The sequence below is a fragment of the Candidatus Neomarinimicrobiota bacterium genome, assembly GCA_034716895.1.
Lineage (GTDB): Bacteria > Fidelibacterota > UBA8477 > UBA8477 > JABMPR01 > JABMPR01.
This window is the reverse complement of the sequence record JAYEKW010000024.1, coordinates 1-20,506: the sequence shown is the minus strand read 5'-3', so window position 1 is coordinate 20,506 and position 20,506 is coordinate 1. Positions and strand designations below refer to the sequence as shown.

General features: G+C 45.2%; 16 protein-coding genes and 1 tRNA gene. 12 read left to right on the top strand and 5 right to left on the bottom strand.

All coding sequences use genetic code 11. The annotated features are described in order from the left end of the window. Nucleotides 1–78: 78 nt before the first annotated feature. The 5 genes from feoB to mltG form a co-directional block, all read right to left on the bottom strand. Nucleotides 79–2,364, bottom strand: coding sequence for a ferrous iron transport protein B (gene feoB / locus U9Q77_02045; protein ID MEA3286146.1), 2,286 nt, complete (start codon nt 2,362–2,364; stop codon nt 79–81). Then, nucleotides 2,354–2,635 (bottom strand): FeoA family protein, encoded by a 282-nt coding sequence (locus tag U9Q77_02040; protein ID MEA3286145.1) that lies wholly within the window; start codon nt 2,633–2,635, stop codon nt 2,354–2,356. The genes feoB and U9Q77_02040 overlap by 11 nt, the downstream gene beginning before the upstream one ends. Before the next feature lie 51 nt (nt 2,636–2,686). Next, nucleotides 2,687–3,133 (bottom strand): Fur family transcriptional regulator, encoded by a 447-nt coding sequence (locus U9Q77_02035; GenBank protein MEA3286144.1) that lies wholly within the window; start codon nt 3,131–3,133, stop codon nt 2,687–2,689. A 152-nt stretch (nt 3,134–3,285) separates the two neighbouring features. Beyond that, nucleotides 3,286–5,517, bottom strand: a complete 2,232-nt coding sequence (locus U9Q77_02030) for a UvrD-helicase domain-containing protein (protein MEA3286143.1) — start codon at nt 5,515–5,517, stop codon at nt 3,286–3,288. Next, nucleotides 5,514–6,536 (bottom strand): endolytic transglycosylase MltG, encoded by a 1,023-nt coding sequence (gene mltG, locus U9Q77_02025; protein MEA3286142.1) that lies wholly within the window; start codon nt 6,534–6,536, stop codon nt 5,514–5,516. Before mltG ends, U9Q77_02030 begins: the two co-directional genes overlap by 4 nt. A 491-nt stretch (nt 6,537–7,027) precedes the next feature. Between mltG and U9Q77_02020 the strand changes: the two genes are divergently transcribed. From U9Q77_02020 to U9Q77_01965, 12 genes are all read left to right on the top strand, one after another. Beyond that, a tRNA-Asp gene (locus U9Q77_02020) sits at nt 7,028–7,102 on the top strand. 227 nt (nt 7,103–7,329) lie between these two features. Continuing rightward, nucleotides 7,330–8,154 (top strand): MotA/TolQ/ExbB proton channel family protein, encoded by an 825-nt coding sequence (locus tag U9Q77_02015; protein ID MEA3286141.1) that lies wholly within the window; start codon nt 7,330–7,332, stop codon nt 8,152–8,154. 9 nt (nt 8,155–8,163) lie between these two features. Further along, complete coding sequence (locus U9Q77_02010) at nt 8,164–8,856, top strand: OmpA family protein (GenBank protein ID MEA3286140.1); 693 nt, start codon at nt 8,164–8,166, stop codon at nt 8,854–8,856. A 1-nt stretch (nt 8,857) separates the two neighbouring features. Beyond that, on the top strand, nt 8,858–9,544 hold the full coding sequence (locus tag U9Q77_02005; GenBank protein ID MEA3286139.1) for an OmpA family protein: 687 nt from the start codon (nt 8,858–8,860) through the stop codon (nt 9,542–9,544). A 278-nt stretch (nt 9,545–9,822) separates the two neighbouring features. After that, on the top strand, nt 9,823–13,683 hold the full coding sequence (gene porU, locus U9Q77_02000; protein ID MEA3286138.1) for a type IX secretion system sortase PorU: 3,861 nt from the start codon (nt 9,823–9,825) through the stop codon (nt 13,681–13,683). A gap of 392 nt (nt 13,684–14,075) precedes the next feature. Further along, the gene (locus U9Q77_01995) at nt 14,076–14,675 is read left to right on the top strand and encodes a Maf family protein (protein ID MEA3286137.1); all 600 of its coding nucleotides are present in this window, start codon (nt 14,076–14,078) and stop codon (nt 14,673–14,675) included. Nucleotides 14,676–14,985: 310 nt separating this feature from the next. After that, nucleotides 14,986–15,780: a helix-turn-helix domain-containing protein gene (locus U9Q77_01990; GenBank protein MEA3286136.1), complete on the top strand. Its 795-nt coding sequence runs from the start codon at nt 14,986–14,988 to the stop codon at nt 15,778–15,780. A 370-nt stretch (nt 15,781–16,150) separates the two neighbouring features. Then, a complete protein-coding gene (mraZ, locus tag U9Q77_01985) occupies nt 16,151–16,612 on the top strand; it encodes a division/cell wall cluster transcriptional repressor MraZ (protein MEA3286135.1) in 462 nt (153 codons plus the stop codon). Further along, on the top strand, nt 16,609–17,559 hold the full coding sequence (gene rsmH, locus U9Q77_01980; GenBank protein ID MEA3286134.1) for a 16S rRNA (cytosine(1402)-N(4))-methyltransferase RsmH: 951 nt from the start codon (nt 16,609–16,611) through the stop codon (nt 17,557–17,559). Before mraZ ends, rsmH begins: the two co-directional genes overlap by 4 nt. Next, nucleotides 17,546–17,845 carry a cell division protein FtsL gene (locus U9Q77_01975; GenBank protein ID MEA3286133.1) on the top strand — a complete coding sequence of 100 codons (300 nt, stop codon included), beginning with the start codon at nt 17,546–17,548 and terminating at the stop codon, nt 17,843–17,845. Before rsmH ends, U9Q77_01975 begins: the two co-directional genes overlap by 14 nt. A 2-nt stretch (nt 17,846–17,847) precedes the next feature. After that, nucleotides 17,848–19,812 (top strand): penicillin-binding transpeptidase domain-containing protein, encoded by a 1,965-nt coding sequence (locus tag U9Q77_01970; protein ID MEA3286132.1) that lies wholly within the window; start codon nt 17,848–17,850, stop codon nt 19,810–19,812. Beyond that, the coding region (locus U9Q77_01965; protein ID MEA3286131.1) for a Mur ligase family protein at nt 19,809–20,506 on the top strand (698 nt) is incomplete at its 3' end. The genes U9Q77_01970 and U9Q77_01965, both read left to right, overlap by 4 nt.

The window sequence follows — 20,506 nt, the reverse complement described above, 5'->3', positions numbered from 1 at the left end:
TGCGTCCAAGATCAGCAAAATATTTGATCACCGCTAAAATAGATGCACCTACTGCCAGCGTTACCAGCAGAATATCGATCAACTGAGCCAATTGAACAGCCCTCCAAAGAAATACACACCAAAAGCCAGTGAATATGCCAGTGCCAGCGAATAGCCAATGGAGAAGAAAGTATAAGCCCAGGTACCGGTCTCACGCTTAATGGCTGCCACAGTGGCTAAACAGGGTGTATACAGCAAGGTAAAGATCAAAAAACTGAGCGCGGCCAGAGGGGTCATCCCTGAGGATCTCAGCCCTGAGATGACACCTTGATTTCCTTCATCAACGTCTTCGCCAACTCCAAAAAGAACACCGTAAGTCGATACAACGATCTCCTTGGCCACAAATCCTGTGATCAAAGCCACGCTCTCACGCCAAGTGAAACCAAGGGGCGCTACAATGGGTTCAAAGATCTTACCAATTTTACCGATCCACTTCTGTTCCGTAATATCCCCTATCTCCTGGTGTCTCAACGAACGGAGATCCGCTGATCTTTGCTCATTCAATTCTGTTTTTATACTGTTGAATTGACTCTGAAGCTCCAGGTAGCTTTTGCTGGCTCCAAAAGGAACCATTTCAGAATGATAGGCTGTTCTACTTTTTTGGATGGATGATTCATATTTTACAGTCAGTTCATCAATGTTTTGAGAATAGCTTTCTGAAATTTCATTTCTTTCAGTAGCGTAATCCCGTTCTACTGTCACTTCAATTGGAAAATATCCCAAAGCCCAGACCAGAACCGATCCGACGAGGATGACCGTCCCCATCTTTTGAATGAACAGAAAACCCCGCTCCCAGGTATGCATGAGAAGGGATCGGGTCGAAGGTCGTTGATAAGGTGGCAACTCCAGAACAAAAGGTTTTGACATCCCCTTTAAAATGGTTTTACTGAACAATTTCCCACTGGCAATGGCTGCCACGATCCCCAACACATACATTGAGAAAATGACCGTTGCGGCGTTTTCCGGAAAAAAGGCACCACCCACCAGAACATATACCGGCAAACGAGCAGAACAGCTCATGAAAGGATTGATCAGAACAGTGAGTATTCGATCACGTCGCGATTCTAAAATACGTGTTCCCATGATAGCCGGCACATTACACCCGAAACCCATGATCATGGGGATGAAAGCCTTTCCATGCAGACCAATATTGTGCATGATACGATCCATGATGAAGGCAACCCTGGCCATGTATCCAGTATCTTCCAGAATGGCGATCACGAAGAATAAAATAAATATGTTTGGTAAAAATACTGCTATGGCACCAACTCCTCCAATGACACCATCCACCAGCATACTGGCAAACATGCTATCAGGCAGCAGTCCGGAAAAAAAGTTCATGAGACCAACCACACCAGCATCGATCCAATCCATTGGGAAGGATCCCAGATCATAGGTGATCTTGAACATCAACCACATGAATAAGCCAAAGATCGGCAAACCCAGCCAGCGATTGGTCAGTACCCGGTCGATCCGTCGACTATAATCAACAGAATCGTGTAATTTTTCAGTCACACACTCCCGAATGGCACCCTGTATGAAACCATAACGAGCTTGAGAGATCACAGCCCGTCCAATGTCCTTAAATAATCGCTCGATATGATCAACGGAATGCCTGGTCTGCTCGAGGATAGCTTGACCATTCTGAAACTGCCTAACCTCATCCCTTGTTTGCTTATCAGATTCCAATAGTTTTACAGCAGTCCAGCGTACCAGGTGTTCTCCAGAACTGCTTTGGGCGATGAGCGAGCTTACTTTTTCCAGCTCAGCTTCAATATCTCTGGGGTAGGTGATATTAATGGAGCGCGACTTCTGCGACCGTTCTTGAGCGACGCGTAATATCTTTTCCTTAAGCAGCTTTATTCCTGCTCCATTACGCCCAATAACTGGAACTACAGGTGCTCCCAAAAGTGTCGCTAGAGTATCTATATCGATCTCCAGCCCCTTCTCCTCAGCCATGTCCATCATATTGAGAACGACAACCATTGGACGTCCCAATTCGATGAGCTGGGTGGTGAGAAAAAAATTGCGCTCCAGGTTTGAAGCATCAACGATGTTGACAACTACATCGGGTTTATCGTCAATGAGAAATTGTCTGGCTATAGTCTCTTCAGCAGAAAAAGCAGCCAGCGAATAGGTTCCAGGCAGATCAATGACATCGAATTTCTGTTCAGCATAGGAATATTTGCCAGATTTCCGTTCAACCGTGACACCTGGCCAGTTTCCCACATGTTGGCGGGCACCGGTCAGGGCATTGAAGACGGTTGTTTTTCCACAATTGGGGTTCCCGGCTATCGCAATACTGAAATTCATTTTAGCTGACACGTACGACGGCGATCTTCTGGGCATCCTGTCCCCGAATTGACAGGTGGTAACCTCTGATGATCAGTTCCATGGGATCACGGAGCGGGGCATATTTATCCACACAGATCTCAGCATCTTTGGTAAGTCCCATCTCAATCAGTCGCAGTCGAAATTGTTCGCTACCACCGATCTCCTGGATCCGACCTGTTTCACCAGGCTTCAGATCACTCAATCGTAGACTATCCTGGTTTTCCCTGGAAAGTTGATGACGTGGTTTTTTTGCATTAAACATAGTGGTTCAGTATCTTCTATTTAGTGCTCAATGATTTAATTGGTGTGATATTCAACTTGATCCATCCTGACGACAATCAGCACAGGTACCAAAGATGTACATGGTATGAGTACTTGGGGTAAAGTCATATTCTTCGCAGACGGCGAGCTGTTGAGCTTCCATTTCAAGATTAAAGAATTCGATCACCTTACCACAGTGTTCGCAGATCAAATGGTCATGATGTTCATCATCCCCATGGCTCCGCTCATACCGCATCCGGCCATCTCCGAAATCCAGCTTGCTAACCAGCTGCTGGTCAACCAGAGCTTCCAGACTACGATAAACAGTGGCGCGGCTTACACTTTTCTGTTGTTTATACAGCTCAAAGTAAATTTCTTCAGCATCGAAATGTTCATGGGTGCTATTAAGCAGTTTAAGGAGAGCAATCCGTTGGGAGGTGGCTTTGAGTTCGTGTTCTCTGAGTACTTTTTTCAGATCCTGATTTTTCGTTGCCGCCATTATCCTAATCTCCTCACGCGAAGAAGATAAGACTGATTCTCATTTACGCAAGTGCAAATAAGTCTCATTTAGATTTAAAAGTGAAAATAATATAAAACTGGAACAGGTGTAGAAATTATATGTTTACTTGATGTTTAATCGATCCAAGTAGGTCAATCCTGAACATCCAGATTCGCAAACTTCGCGATGAGCTTCTTCTTGACATTCCCCTGAAACATGACGGTCACCTTCGATTCTGGACCGCTACCTTCTACATTAAGTATATTCCCCTTACCAAAAATCTTATGCACAACCTCCATGCCAGCCTCATACACACCTGGCTCTCTCTGATTGAGAGTACCTAATGCACGCTGCATACCTGTGCTGTGTTTCTTGGGTACTGGCTTGATAGTTTTGGTACGGGTCACTTTTGCTCCAGGTTTCCGATGATACTCTTGGCGAGTAAAGTCACTGATCGTTCGGGTTCCATATTCAAGTAAATCTGCCGGTATCTCTTCCAGAAAACGTGAGGGACGACTGTACATTGTCTCCCCATAGCGCTGTCTCATTTGAGCACCACTTAAATATGCACGTTCCATGGCGCGTGTCAAGCCTACATAAAATAATCTGCGTTCTTCTTCCAGGGCTTCCGCTTCTTCAATAGCTCGTTGTAATGGGAACAGTCCATCCTCCATTCCCGTGAGAAAGACAACCGGAAATTCCAGACCTTTGGCACTATGCAGGGTCATTAAAGTGACCTGTTGTTTATCTCGGTTAAACTTATCTATATCGGTGAGCAGCGAAACCTCTTCCATATAACCAGTCAGGGTGGGTTCATCAACCCTTTGAGCATATTCAGAAATAGCTGACAATAGCTCATAGATATTGTCGATCCTGACATCACTTTCCGCAGTAGCTTCGGCCTTGTAAAGCTTTACAAAACCAAGTTCATCAACAAAGACACGAGCCCATTCTTCCAGGTTCAATTCACTTAACAAGCTTGAATATTTCCCGATCAATTGAACAAATTCAATGGTCCGATTAAACGCTCTGGCTGGCATACCAACCTCCTGAGCGCGTGTAGCCGCACTAAACAAGGAAATCCCTTGATCAGCAGCAAAAGCCATCACGGCTTCCTGACTGGTCTTCCCGATCCCCCGGGTGGGCTTATTGATAACGCGCATAAAGCTGATATTATCAAGAGGGTTCACGATTAGACGGAAATAGCCCAATACATCTTTTACTTCCAAACGATCATAGAATTTTGTGCCCCCGATGATCTGATAGGGAATGCCATTACGTCGCAACACATCCTCCAAAGGTCGAGATTGAGCATTGGTTCGGTACAATAAGGCGACATCCTGAAATCCGTGGCCATTTCGGCGACAAACCGACTGGATCTCATCAACAATGAGTCGCCCCTCATCCAATTCATTGCGCCCTTCCAGAACCTTGATTAACTCCCCTGTCCCGCTTTCAGTAAAAAGTTCTTTGGGAGCCCGATTCTCATTCCGGGAAACCACTGCAGAAGCAGCTCCCAGGATAGTTTTGGTCGATCTATAATTTTGCTCAAGTTTAAATATTTTGGCACGGGGAAAAAGTTGCTGAAAATCAAGAATATTGCCAATATCTGCACCACGCCAACCATAAATGGATTGATCATCATCCCCCACCACACACAGATTCTTGTGTTTCTGACTCAAAGCTTCCACAAAAAGGAATTGGGCTTTATTCGTGTCCTGATATTCATCAACCATGATGTATTTGAATTGATTCTGATACTTTTTAAGAATGTGAGGGTTTTTTTCAAAGAGTTCCAGGGGTTTCAACAAAAGATCATCAAAATCCATGGCACTGCTGTTTTTAAGCTCCGTTTGATAAATGGCGTAGATCCTGGCCACCTGTTCATCAAAGGTGGAAAGCGCCAGATCAGCGGCTTCAGCAGGAAAAATCATTTTTGACTTGAACTGCTTGATCCCATAAAAAACTGAATTGGGCTTGATAACATCAGTGGAAATGTTCAAATCTTTCAGGATCTTCTTGACCACTTTCTGTCCATCCTCATCATCATAGATGCTAAAACTCTGCTCATATCCAATATAGAGTGCTTCACGTCTCAGGATGCGGGCACAGATCGAGTGAAAAGTACCCATATTGACGTGGGAGAGGTTATCGCCGAGGATCCGCTTGATCCGCTCACGCATTTCTCCGGCGGCCTTATTGGTAAAAGTGACTGACAGTATTTCGTGGGGAGCCGCAGTACCACTATGGATAAGATTGGCTATGCGATGCGTCAACACTCTGGTCTTGCCACTGCCGGCCCCGGCGAAGATCAATACCGGTCCTTCCAGAGCCTGTACAGCCGCCTGTTGTTGGGGGTTCAAACCTGCCAGTACATTACTCATTTAGCACGACTCCGACGTTGATATCGATTGACCTTGTTTGTGTGTTCTCGAAGGGTTTTAGAAAAATCGTGGGATCCGGAACCATCATTTTTACCCACGAAGTAAAGAAATTGTGTATCCTCCGGATTCAGGCTGGCCAGAATGCTGGCTAAACCAGGGTTCGCAATTGGACCAGGTGGCAAGCCGCGATAGAGATAACTGTTATAGGGGTCTCTTATGGAAAAATGCTTACGCCTGATATTGCCATCCCACTCACCTCGACGAACCAGCATATAGATCAAAGTTGGATCACAACCTAAAAGCATGTTTTGTTTTAACCGATTATGATAGACTGATGAAACAAGCGTACGTTCATCAACTCGACCGGTCTCTTTCTCCACCAGGGAAGCAAATATGATCAATTTGTAGAGATCAAAACCATAAGCCTTGGCTTGCACTAATAACTCCGGTTCAATAATAGCGCGAAAATGGGTGACTAGTTTTTTCATGACCAGTGATTCATCACTATTTTCCAGAAACCGATAGGTCTCAGGATAAAGTGCCCCTTCCAGGTGATGAAATCCTGATCCAGCGATCTGGAGCAGTCCCGGGTCAGTCAACAATGAATCCAGTTTTAGAGAATCCAGTTTTAGTTTCCTGCTCAATATTCCAATAATCTCGTCTGATCGCAGCCCTTCTGGAATGGTGACCGTGATCTCGACAGCCCGGGCGTGTGCCAAGGCTTCAATCGCCTCTGTATTGGTTGATTGTTTCTTCAGCGTATAGGCGCCTGGATAGATCGCTCTGGTTTTTTCCAACAGGCGGGCCGCAATTTTAAATGAAGAGGGTGACCTGATCACACCGATCTCATGAAGCTGATCAGCGATGGAAGTCAAGCTTGCACCATCCTGTATGATCAAATCCACGGTGCCTTGCGCCCTTGATATGGGACGGGAATCAAAGATATAATAAAGACTGGTGATCACAACCAGGGTCAATAGGATCAAAAATATCAGGGTCAATCGCAGAATACTCTTCAAACACAAATTCCTTTCTAAAGTCTGTCAATATAGAAGAGCACTTTTGGCATGTCAACGCTGGTAAAATATTTCAACAAGTTATGATTTTTATTTGCGCACCTATAATGCGCCATCTATATTCGCCGCGCTATGGGAAGCAAAGGAAACAAAGACAGTAAACATTGGCTCTCTGAGTTGCCTTTCACTCGCACAAATTATATTCTTTTCGTAGCAGGGCTTTTTGTCATCGTTCTTGGATATGTGCTCATGGGTACAGGTGAGCTAAACAGCACACAATCGTTATCTGTTTCACCAGTTGTGTTACTTATTGGCTATCTGGTAATCTTCCCTGTAGCTATCATGTACAAGAAAAAAGACTGAGCCAATTGAAAATTTTGGAATCGTAGTTTCCGTCTCTGCTCTCCGAGCTGCGCCGTGACAAGCAGCTTTGGCTAGAGTTCCCAGACATTTGAATGGGAAACAATGATTTGAGTATAGTTTTTATAGATTTTGGGATCGTAGTTCAGCTTGGTTAGAACGCCGGCCTGTCAAGCCGGAGGTCGCCGGTTCGATCCCGGTCGGTCCCGCAATTAAATCCTGCCTTTGGTGGGATTTTTTGTATCTACGATTCACGAATACCATAGAACCTGCATAGCAAATAAGACTTCATATTTTCTGCTCATTAATTAGGTTGTCATAATTATTTTGGATAGGTGAACATAATGAGCTGGAGAATACTGTTAGGCTGATCAAAGTACTCTATCCCGAATAAATTGAACAGCTTTAGTAGTAGGAAGGATTAACAGGGGATAATATGGATATTGCAACCGTAATTGGGCTTGCTTTTGGATTGGGTTTGGTTTTCTTCGGCATGTCAGAACCAGGAACCTTCACACCTCCAGAGACATTTTTCAATCTCCGTGGACTGGCAATCGTTCTGGGAGGGACATTGGCGGCAACTCTGGTCAATTACCCCTTTAAAAACGTAATTGGAATGCTCAAAATATCCCTGCAAGCTTTTTTTAATAAAGGCACCCGCAATCCCATGGATATCATTGCTGAATTGGCCGGATTTTCTGAACAAGCCCGCAAGAAAGGGCTTCCCTCACTTGAAAATTTACTGGATGGGCTCGATAATCACTACCTGCAGATGGGTCTGGAAAATGCCATCCTTGAAAAAGATCCTAAAAAGCTGGAAAATTTTCTCGACAACGAATTGAATTCAATGATCGACCGACATTCCAATGGTCAGGAAATCTTTTATAACATGGGTTCCTATGCCCCGGCTTTTGGACTGCTGGGAACGGTTATGGGACTGATCCTCATGATGACCAAGCAGGCAGCTACTACATCATTAGATAGCTATGCAGCTGGTGCCCAGGATTCAATGTCTGCCCTCCTACAAGGCATGGGTATCGCCCTGGTTACCACTTTTTATGGAGTACTCCTGGCCAATCTATTGTTCATCCCCATTGCGGGAAAACTAAAAGCCAGATCCGACGAAGAAGTGCATAGTTTGAATATCATCAAAGCCGGTATCCTCAGTATTCATGCCAAAGAACATCCACTCATCATGCGTGAAAAACTATTGACCTTTGTAGACAAGGAAACTCGTAAAGCTGCCAGACAAAACGATTGACCACGTTAAATGTTAAAAACTTCTTTCGTTGCACAACGTGCCTCAACTTCCTGGAAGGTTACCTATAGTGATCTGCTGACGGGACTTCTGGCCTTCTTTCTCCTGCTAATTATCAAAGCCGAAGAGGATGCTAACACAACCTATAAGTTTGCCGATCAGATGAAGGATGTCATTTATAGTAAGGTTGTGCGGGAAAAGACGACCCGCAATCTTGAGTGGCTCTATGTTGAACATGCCGGTCCCAAGGGTATCAAATTATTGATCCCTTCAGAAATCGGAGATCAAACTTTTTTCCAATCCGGTGATGATCAGATCGTGATTAATTTTATTTTCTATCTGCGCACAGTAGCTGATATCCTGAGTGGTTTGGAATTGGAGAAGATCCCGACCAGGCATGCAGATGTCTTTCGCAAATTAAAAGCTTCCGGTAAAACTGTTAATATCAACGTGCGTATCGAAGGACATTCAGATGCAGTTCCTCTGGGGCGCTCTTCCCGCTTCCGAGATAATTGGGATCTTTCTACCGCCCGAGCTCACCAGGTCATGCAGTTTTTTATGACCCGTACCCCCCTACCGGATTCATACTTCTCAGTATCGGGCTACGGTCCGTTTCAACCGCTGGTGGCTCTGCGGAATTATGATGAAAACCGACGGGTTGAAATCTACCTGGATATTCAAATGATCGACCTGGATAACGGCTGATATGTCTGACAATCTTCACAGGATCGCCGGTCAGGCCAGGTCCAGCTGGGTGCTCTCCTATGGAGATACTATTACCCTGTTGATCACCTTTTTCATTATGATGATCACGGTTCGGGCTGGACAAATCAATAAGATCCATGAGTGGGTCAACGACCGTCTGGATGAGACTGCTTCTGAGGTGCAGGAAGTCATCGATGATGCCAAAATCAGTGAAATATCTGTGACCAGGAATTCAAAAGGAGTTCAGATCACGTTGAAAGATCCCCGCCTATTCGAAGTGGCCTCCGCTCAACCTCGTCAAAGTCATACTTACCAACTGGATGCCGTATCAGCAGCGATCAGGGATCTACAAATATTTCATCTAAAAGACACTGAACATGCCGGCTTTTTGAAAGAGTTGGAATCATCCGGCTTGCAATGGCTGGTAGAGATCCGGATCGAGGGACACACGGACAATATGCGTCTAACCCGGAATGCTCTCTATCGAGATAATTGGGAGTTAAGCGCCGCCAGAGCTCAGTCTATCATGATCCAACTTCAGGAGCGGACTGGATTGGCGCCTTCTATTTTCGCCATCGGGGGCTTTGGAGAATTTCAGCCTATTGGTGATAATATCACTCAGGCGGGCAGAGAATTAAACCGCAGAGTCGAGATCTATATTGGTGCCTCCCTGCTGAAAACACTTTGATCTTAAACCAATTGCAGTTCCAGTATCGTCATATTGGGACATCATTTTTGTTACCACAGATTAGCACGGATTGACACAGATGTAAAATAATGGTAACCGCTAATTCTTCGTCCCATGGAGATTTTGGAACTGAACATGGCATTACTTCTTCATTCAGCGGTATTTAAGTCTTCCGGTAAGACAGGTAAATGATCATTTCCCTTTATAAGAGGAAGTTTTCATTTATCATTAGGGTTATGGAAACGGAACTTTCAGCGGTTTATCACGTTTAGGAATGCATGAATAAATATTTAATACTCATACTGTTATCAACCTCTTTGATGGGAATGGATATTACTATTCTTGAAAAGAGCAATACGAGCATCACCATCAAAGTAAACATCTCTGAGCCACTATTGACATCCTATGAATTTGGCAACAGATCCTTATTTTTACCGCGTTGGTCAAATGCTTCCGTAGGATATGACTCATCATCTCAAAATATCATTCCACGATTTTCAATACCAATACTCCTGCCACCCACGGGTGACCTACCCAACATTCAAGTTCTGGATACTCAACTTCGAGCTGACAACCGACTTTCAAACCTTAAAATACTGCCTGATGGTCTTGCTGAAACCCATGGCTTTTTGCCCATGCACCCTGATCAATTGATGGAGCTTACGACAACTGAAGACTTCAAAATGTACAAGACGGGTCGGGTCATGATCTTCCCCTATGCATTGAATGGACAACGTCTGGTTGAGATGACCTTCCGCCTGGATTTTCCTGCGGGAGTCCCCCCTGGGAAAGTCAGGAGTCCTGAGCTGTTGCAAGCGTACGTAAATACGAGCATGGCTCAAAATTGGGCACAAGCTCCTCAAGCTAAACTGGGTCGGACAGCCAGTGCTCTGCCGCAGGGACGATGGTATCAAATACCGATCAACAGCATGGGTATCCAGCGGATCAAGGTTGCCTCTTTCGTTGGAGCTGTTCCCAATTCAGACCCCCGAACCTGGCAGGTTTTTGCACCCTATTTTGAAGGTAAATCGCTCCCCTTCAGGCTTAGCCTTGATCCAACGCCTGACAACCTTAAAAGTATCACTACAAGTGGTGAAGGGTTGGCTGATGGTGTATTTTCAGGTGAGGATGCCCTGCTATTTTTTGCTCAGGCTTTGAACGGCGATTTTAAAGGTAACAATTTCACCCACCTCTATGGTAGACAACGCTATTACTGGCTTTGTATTCCAGATAATGGTTCATTCACAACAAATGAGCTGACCCTTGAATCCGCTTCTCTCCTCAGCCCCACCCAGACCATAGTAAATTATGAAAAACGCCTTTATCATGAATCTGAGCTTCACAATCAACTGCATTCTGGTCAAACTTGGGTTGGTGAAAAGCTCACTGGTAGTACAGACCAATTCACTATCTCTTTTCATGAAGATTATTTAGATATGAGCGCCGAGATCAAGTTCAACGCTCGCTTGGTGTTAGACTACGACTCCGGGAATTTCCGTGATACAGTTAGGGTAACACTGAATGGGCTATCTTTCAATGTCACTCAAAATACATCCTGGGGACAAAAGCACATAACGATCAATGGAACTGCTGTTGGGATGCTGCAGGAAGGCAACAATTCTCTTGGATTGAACTATACCAGTAGCTCCAACAGCTCGATCATTTATCTGGACAGTTTAAGGTTGGCTTATCATCGGCAACTTGCCCCATCAGCTGATTATCTTTTTGGCACTGTAACCCTGCCAGGATCCGTTAACCGGCTCGTTTTTGCAGACTTGCCAACTGATTTCCACCTTTGGGATATTACGGATCCCTCAGCTGTTACCGAGTGGCAAATAGAGAATGATCAATTTACATCCACTGCAAATGGTAAACGTGAAGTGATCGGGTTTACTTCGGATCAGGTAATTGATGTGATTTTAAGTGAAACCATGGATCTGGGTAGTGGGCAGTTACGGCAAGCAGAGCAACAAGTTGACTATATTATCATCACCCCCGAAATATTCATGGATCAGGCGGAACGGATAAGAGAATTACGTGAGGAACTCGTGTCGGTTGATGAACGTCTTGAGGTGATGGTCGTTCCTCTTGAAACCATCTACAATGAATTCTCAGCCGGTACTCAGGATCCTGCAGCAATTAAACATTTTCTCCACCAAGTCTATTTATTTTGGGATAAACCGCAGTTGAAATATGTCCTGCTTCTAGGCGATACGGACTATGATTATCGCAACATTACCGGTCAGAGCAAAATGATGATCCCCACCTATCAAAAAGATGGTTTGTCTGATATAAGTTCTTATCCCACGGATGATAGATATACATATATTGCCTCAGGTATCTGGGATGCATTACCTGATTTTGCTATCGGTCGTCTACCGGCTCAGACCCCTGACCAATTGGAGATCATGATCGATAAGATCATTGATTATGAGTTGAATCCTGAACCAGGGATCTGGCGTAACACCATAACCCTGGTGGCTGATGACCCGATGCGTCCGAATTCAAATGAGCCTATCCACATAAATGACACTGAGCGTTTGTCGCGCATTTTTCCTTTGAGCTCCCATGTCAACAAAATTTACCTCACTGAGTATCCTGAGGTTCAGGATCCTAATTCGCCCTATATCAAAAAGCCTAAAGCGCGAGATGATTTTATTAAAAAACTCTATAATGGTACTTTGTTAGTGAATTACCTGGGACATGGATCACCAAATGTCTGGGCTCAAGAGGAGGTCTTTACCGTCTCCGACCTGGGATTGGTTAAGACCGATTCGCGTTTACCCTTCTGGGTTGCTGGTACCTGCGATTGGGCTAAATATGATGATATCAATTCATCCTGCGTTCCAGAAGAACTCATGCTGATGCAAAACAATGGTGCCGTTGGTATCCTTTCAACAACCAGAAAGACCTATGCTACACCAAACAGTGCACTATTATCTGTATTTTTTAATCATTTATTTCCTGAAGATGATGCCAGTAGATCAATAACTGTCGGCGAGGCGATCATGTTGGCCAAAAATATTGCTGAAACCTCTGATGTGAATAATGAGAAGTATATTTTATTTTGTGATCCAGCCTTAAAGTTGGCGTCTCCTGTTCGGAAAGGTCAAATAGAATCCCTCAATCCCACTATTTTGCAAGCCATGGGGAGAGTTACCTACACTGGCAGAACAGACACCAGTTTGGCTACTACTGCCAGAGCTGCAGTAACCGTTTATGACACGCCTAATCCAGTGACTCGTTCATATGTAAAAAATTCTATCGGAAGTATTGGGCATATCTCATACATCCTTCCTGGGAAACGGATCTTTCGAGGTTTGATCTCAGTGAATGGTACTGATTTTTCAGGTGATTTTATCCTGCCAAAGGATATCAAATATTCAGGTGAAGGAGGGATCCTGCGCGTACAGTACTGGGACGATACGGGTCTGGATGGCAGTATCTTTCTGGATACTTTGATGTTCCGCGGCACTGATTCCACTGCTCTGGATGACAATGGTCCAGAGATCCTCTTCCTCTCAGAAAACCTGGTCCTGCTGAACGGGGACCATTTTTCCGCCAATGATGCTTTGGAAATTGAGTTAAGTGATGATCAGGGCATCAATCTTACCGGGGCGGCCGGTCATGGAATAAGCTTGGCCGTTGATGAGAATTGGGACAATGCCTACGATGTAACTGAACTTTTTGAATACGATCTTGACCATTCCGACCTGGGACGTCTTTCTGCTTATCTTTCAGAGATTCCCCCTGGAGAGCATCTCATATCAGTGAAAGCCTGGGATAGTCAGAACAATCCAAATGAAGCCAGTGTCAGACTCGAGTTTTTTGCAGCAAATGATTTCCGAATCTATGATCTATTCAATTACCCAAATCCCATGATAGATGAGACTGAGGTCACCTACCTCCTGTCGCACCCTGCCCAAGTGGAGTATGCCATTTACACGCTGGCAGGTCGCAAGATCATCAGTGAGGCTCTTGGATATCAAAGTCAGGGCTTCAACACCTTTCCCTGGGATGGCCGTGATCGTTTCGGAGATCGGTTGGCCAATGGCGTATATATTTTGTTCTTGCAGGCAGACAGTGATGAATTCAGTGAAGCCACTCAAAGTTTGCAAAAACTGGTGATAGCGCGGTGAGGGTAAGTGGTAAGTGGTAAGTGGTAAGTGGTAAGTGAAAAGTGATGAGTGGTGAGTGGTGAGTGATGAGTGATGAGTGATGAGTGGTGAGTGATGAGTGATGAGTGAAAAGTGACGAAACCGCTAGAAGTATCTGAGAATTCATGAAATGTGCCCTAGAACCATTAAATACAACCATATATAGTGAATACTCCTAAATCCATATATATCAACACTCCGCGTCTTTGCGCGCTCTGCCTGCCCGCACGAAGTTATACGCAGGCGGGCGAGAGGGACTTTTTGCGAAGGCGTCAAAAGTGATAAGTGATAAGTGATGGGTGAAGATGGTAGTTAGGGTACTGTTACGAGAACATCTTTGGGGGGAATATCAGTCGAAAACAGAAGGACAATAGATGCAAACGATTCCCTTGATATTGGCCAGCGCTTCCCCCAGGCGAAAACTTTTACTGGAGCAGATCGGGATCTCCTTTGAGATACATCCAAGCCAGGTGGCAGAACCTGAATATCCAGGTGGTGATCCAGTTAAATATGCGCTGTCTCTGGCAGAGCTGAAAGCTGCTGACATCTCAAATATTTATCCCCATGCTCTGGTTGTAGGAGCTGACACAATTGTGGTTGTCGATGATGCGGTCCTTGGCAAACCGGTTGACCCGACATCAGCTGAAAATATGTTAAAGCTACTTTCCAACAGAACCCACCAGGTTGTTACAGCTTATAGTATTCAGCATAGATTTCTGGATATCCAACTGGACCGCCATGTATCGACTCAAGTGAGATTCAAACCACTCGCAGAAGATGAGATCAAAAGATACATCAAATCAGGAGCCCCCTTTGATAAAGCAGGTGCTTATGGAATCCAGGACTATTCCGGCGTCTTCGTGGATCGGATCGAGGGTTGTTTCTACAATGTGGTTGGTTTTCCCCTTTCAGATTTTCATACTGCTTTGAAAGAATTACTAACCAAACATCAGCTTACGATTTATCCAGGTTGAGATTGGATTAATGTCGCACACCAAATTCAATTCTATTTGCGCGTTCCAGGTAATTCTGTCAGTGTGTCCTCATTTGTCTTTGCGAGAACTGAAAGGACTGCTTGCCACGGCGTCTGGAAGACATAGACGTGGAGTTCATCCTGAGTAACATCGAAGAGCTCGCGAAGACATATCGTGCACTTTGTAGATGCAATTGGGTTTACCAGGGAACAAATAAATCCCAAAGAAAAGCCATAGATGATCCCTCTGCGGTCTTGATTTACGGGGAAATTTCCTTAAACTCATCAGCATTCAGCGAAGAGGAGCAGTTGTGGCATTTCATGAAGACCTAAGAAACCATCGCCTTAAAAAGGGACTCATCCTGGAGGAGATCTCCGAGGAAACCAAAATCAATATCCGCATCCTGCAGGCATTGGAACAAGGAGATTATCATATCCTGCCTGTCCCCTACGTCCGGCTATTCATGAGAGCATACGCACAGACCATTGACTACCCGGTTGAAGACATACTACGGGGACTTGAGAACGAGCTTAAACTTACTGGTGAACAGAGTGATTCAGACATGATCGCGTCTGATCTGGCAACCTCAATTGATATGACAGGGGCTATTGTCTCCCCAAATCAGAATATGCTCCAAGCTGAACGAGGATCACAAAGCAATACAACCCGCCTGATCGGTGGTATCATTGTACTATTGGTCGTGATCATTTTTGGTAAAAGTCTGCTGAAACCAAATGCACCAGCCTCACAAACGCCTCAGTTTCCCCTACTGCCTGCAATGGATTTAAGTTTGAGTCTTGATTCACTTGACCTGCCAGACTCACTTTTTGCGGCCAATTCACCGGGGCTTACCATTACAGCCTCTGGTTATTTATCCATAATTAGCAACCAGGGTTCCAATGCTGTGGATACACTTTTCCAGGAACCAGGCGAATCCATATCCATTATTTTAAAGCATTCAATGCAATTGAAGATGTACCCCAGTGATGCTGTACTGATCTCCATTCAGCAGGACACTTTACCCGGCTCTCCTTTCAGTAACGCTTGGTTAGTAGTAACTACTGATTCTACCAGCGGTCAATTGAGGACGTATCCCACTCTGTGATCTAAAACCAGATCAAATTTTTCGTTTTTCTGATAGCCCTGATCAAAAACAGAAATAGGTAGTAATCGCCTCGCAGTAAAAGTTCAGTCTATCCTCCATCAAAACTAGGGGAATTAACCCACAAGGGGGGTTTCTGCCTTCTTGGCGTGATTCATATTGACAGGATCACAGAGACATATCTTATTGTATATATACGCTTTACCTTGATATTGAATAAAAATATGCATTTGCCTCAGGGTATAATTTTGGTCCATACATACTCTGCACTTCTCCTGATGATTTCACTTTTTTTCTTGGTTTGTGGGTGATTCACCCTATTTTATGGTAATAGTGGGTAATTATCCCTATCTATTAATTGCTGAAACGGGAAATGGGAACAAAAACATTTACAGGTGAATTTCGTTATTCAATCGATGCAAAAGGTCGAGTGAATGTTCCATCGAAATTCAGGAAAGCGTTACCGGAGACCAGTGAAGATACTTTCGTGGTAACCCGAGGCTTAGATGAAAACATCGTGGCCTACTCATTGGACAAGTGGCAACAGATCGAAGAAGAATTACTGAAGCTTTCTTCTCGGCTGCCAGGGCACCGTGCATACAAGCGCCAGGCGACCCGCTTTGCCACTTCACTCAAATTCGATAGTCAGGGTCGCGTGGCGATCCCAGTCAATCTACTGCAACACGCCGGGATTGACAAAGACGTCGTGATCATTGGGATGATCGACGAGATCGAGATTTGGGATCCGGAGATATTAAAACGCTATGAGGATACTGTGTTCCAACTTGATGCTGAGGATATTGAAGCCATTGACAATTATACCCGATCACCGTGAGTCAAATAACTCAGTCTCGCTTTCGTCACACACCAGTATTGGTGGACGAGGTCTGCGAACTGTTGATCAACGATCTTTCTGGTGTTTACGTGGATGGAACTTTCGGCCTCGGCGGTCACACAAAAGCACTCTCCTCCCTGTTAAATGCTGATGCGACGCTAATTGGTATCGATCAGGATCAAACTGCCCTCGCTCAATTCACCCCTTCTTTAGTACAGCAAACCCTGCACCTCGTGTGCACGAACTTTGAGAACTTAAAGCAGATCCTTGGTGACCTGAAGATCAATAAAGTTCATGGGATCCTGTTGGATCTGGGTCTGAACTCCTTCTCTCTGGATGATCCGGAAAGAGGATTCGCATTCAGCCTTCACGGACCCCTGGACATGCGTTTTGACAGATCAAATGAACTGACAGCGGAGATAGTGGTGAACACTTACTCTCAGGAGCAACTAGCAGATGTCATTTATCGCTATGGAGAAGAGAGGAACAGTCGCAGAATAGCGCGCAGAATCGTGGAAATGAGAGCCCAAAAAAGATTAACACGAAGTGATGAGCTAAAACAGGCTGTCGCCAGGAGTGTGGATCCACGATTCCGAAACAAATCTCTTGCCAGAGTTTTTCAAGCATTCCGCATCGAAGTAAATCGAGAAATGGAAGTACTGTCCAGCGTACTTGACAGTGCAATAGAACTTATGGTCCCCGGTGGTCGATTGGCTGTGATCAGTTATCATTCTTTGGAGGATCGCATGGTTAAAATGCACTTCCGGGAATTGTCGCAGGATATCCCCAGACAACCGGGTATGGTAGATGAAGAGGTTAAGGTTCCCCTTCTCAAACGAATCACCACAAAACCTGTAGTCGCCCTCCCCGGCGAAGCTTCCGTCAACCCCAGGGCTCGCAGTGCCAAACTCAGAGTCGCAGAGAGGACAACGCATGCGACGAAATGAGACTGGACGTGAGATCCTGAAGACCATCCTGTATATCGGTATGGTTCCTGTCGTTGCAGCCTTGCTATTCCTATATGTCTGGTTGGGGGAAGAAGTTAGAGCATGCGCCGTTAAACTTGACTCGCTTAGATCACAGGAGATCACACTTCGGGGTGAGTATAACCTGGTGCTAAGTGAGCGAAATCGTCTACACCGTCCAGATAATCTTTCCAAGCTGGCTCGGGAAAACCTGGGTTTAACTCAACCGGATCCAGAAACCCGTGAGATCAGGGTTAATCTCAAATGAGCATGACCTATAAGAAATTTCGCGGACGCTATATCATCGTAGTTGTGAGTTCCATTTTGGTCTGGACCATGTTGGTCTTTCGTATGTTCTTTATCCAGGTTATTGACGCTGAAAGCCTGGGAGCTGCTATTGAATCCCGATTTGAAGCAAAAGTTTCTATCCCACCACTGCGGGGGAATTTTTTTGATCGGAATGGTAAAAAGCTCACCGATAATATCGAACATTATTCTTTTTCCGCACGGCCTGCACTGGTTCAAGACAAAGATGCAATTGCCCGTCTCTTCAGTAAAACCTTTAATAAATCAAAACGCTATTATCTGAATCGCTTGAATTCCAAGAGTCCATTTGTGTACCTCGAGCGCAATATCGATCCCCTGCTGGGCCGAGAGCTGAGCCAAAGACTTCTGCCAACTGGAGTGCAAGTTGAATCCGAAGTACGCCGGTATTACCCCTATGGCGATGTTGCAGCACCTCTGATCGGATTCGTTGGTACTGAAAACCATGGGTTGTCCGGCCTGGAAGCTCATTATAATCATCAACTGGCTGGTATATCAGGCTGGAAAGAACTGGGCTCCGATGGCCGGGGCAATACCCGGATTCGAGGTGAATTCAGAGAGCAGACACCCATCAACGGTGACAATTGTTCTCTCACAATAGATGTGGATATGCAGGTGATCATTGAAGAAGAATTGCGCTCAGCCATCGAAAGGCACAAGGCTGATAAAGCAATGGCCGTCCTCATCGATCCAAGCTCAGGAGAAATACTTGCTTTGGCAAACCTCCCGGCTTTTAACCCCAATACTCGTTCTGATCTGACCCAGGAGGCACTGACCTCCCACCCCATCATGTCTGCTTTTGAGCCAGGTTCCACGTTCAAAGTTGTAGGAGCAACTGCTCTGCTGGAAGCAAATAAAGTTCATCCCATGGATGTCTTTTTCTGTGAAAATGGAAAATTCTCCATTCACGGTTTGCATATCAAGGACTGGCGTTCGTTTGCAAATCTGACATTTTCAGAAGTTTTGCAAAATTCATCCAATATTGGAACCATCAAGGCCATGGAGAACCTGGAGGCCGGGAAACTTTTCAAGATCGCGCGGAAATTCGGGTTCAGTGAAAAGAGTGGGATCCAGTTTCCTTATGAAAATACAGGCTCATTAAAAAACAATAAACACTGGTCCAGAATTTCAAAATCTGAAATTTCCATCGGCTATGAGGTTTCTGTCACCAGCCTGCAATTGGCCATGGCTTACTCTGCCATCGGCAACGGAGGCATTCTTTTAAAACCGCAATTGGTCAAAAATTTTACAACGCCTAATGGTCATGCGCAGGTCGTTGACCAAATGGATGCGATCCGGCGGGTTGCCTCTGAAAACACAATGCACACTTTATCAGATATACTGGAAAAGGCAGTTTCCCAAGGCACCGGATCACATGCTTTTCTGCCAAACCTGCGGATTGCTGGTAAAACTGGAACTGCTAAAAAGATCAAAAATGGCAAATACGTCAGCGAATATATCGCATCATTTGCCAGTTTCTATCCGGCAAATGATCCTGAATACACACTGGTCGTGGTAGTAGATCACCCCAGAGCAGGTGGCTATACCGGCGGCATGGTGGCAGCCCCCATTGCCAAAGAGATCTATCGTCGGATCTATAACCTGCGGGGACACACTTCTGATCCGTATCAACATGCTGACCTTGCTTCAAAAAATATCAGATCAGTTCCCCGATCGACCTTGAAAGGTAAATTACTTTCTGCTGCCATTCCTGTGATGAAAGTGAATGCTGAACATCTCACCATGCCCAAACTGTTGGGCATGAGCATGAAAATGAGTCTCTCGGGACTCTACGCATTAGGGCTTAATCCAATCTCTCATGGCAGTGGTCGAGTCATTCGGCAGGTTCCAAGCGCAGGTAAGCAACTGAGAACCGGTCAAACTGTAGAGATCTATCTAGGTGATCAATGAATCTGAATAAGCTTATTACCAGGCTGTCAAACATTCTCGAGATCAGGGGCGATTTGGACCGCAGTATTTCCGGGATCAGCTATGATTCGCGCCAGATTCAGACGGGACATTTATTTATCGCTGTTCGCGGTCTGGTATCAGATGGCCACAGCTATATCGAGGCTGCTATTCAGGCAGGTGCCGTCGCTATCGTTTATGACAGACCGGATTGTCATATCCCACCTGATATTGTCGCTATTCAAGTAGAGAATTCACGTCTGATCTTACCCAGGATCGCCTCCAGTTACTACGGCCATCCCGAAAGCAAACTCAAGCTTGTGGGCATAACCGGGACAAACGGCAAAACAACAACCAATTATTTTGTACAACACCTGCTCACTGATTCCATGCTCAAGACAGGTCGTGTTGGGACCACTGGAGCAACCCTGGGTAAGGTGAATACTGATCTTATGCATACGACACCTGAATCAGCCGATCTTTACGAGATCCTCGCTGAATTTGTGGCGCATGGGGCAAAGGCCATCACCCTGGAAGTGTCCTCCCACGCTCTGGATCAAAATCGGGTGGATGGGCTCAGCTTTGATGTAGCCGTCTACACCAACCTCTCCCAGGATCATTTGGATTACCATGGTTCCTTTGAAGAATACCTGGCAGCAAAGCAACTCCTGTTTAAAGGCCTTTCAGAAGCTTCGGT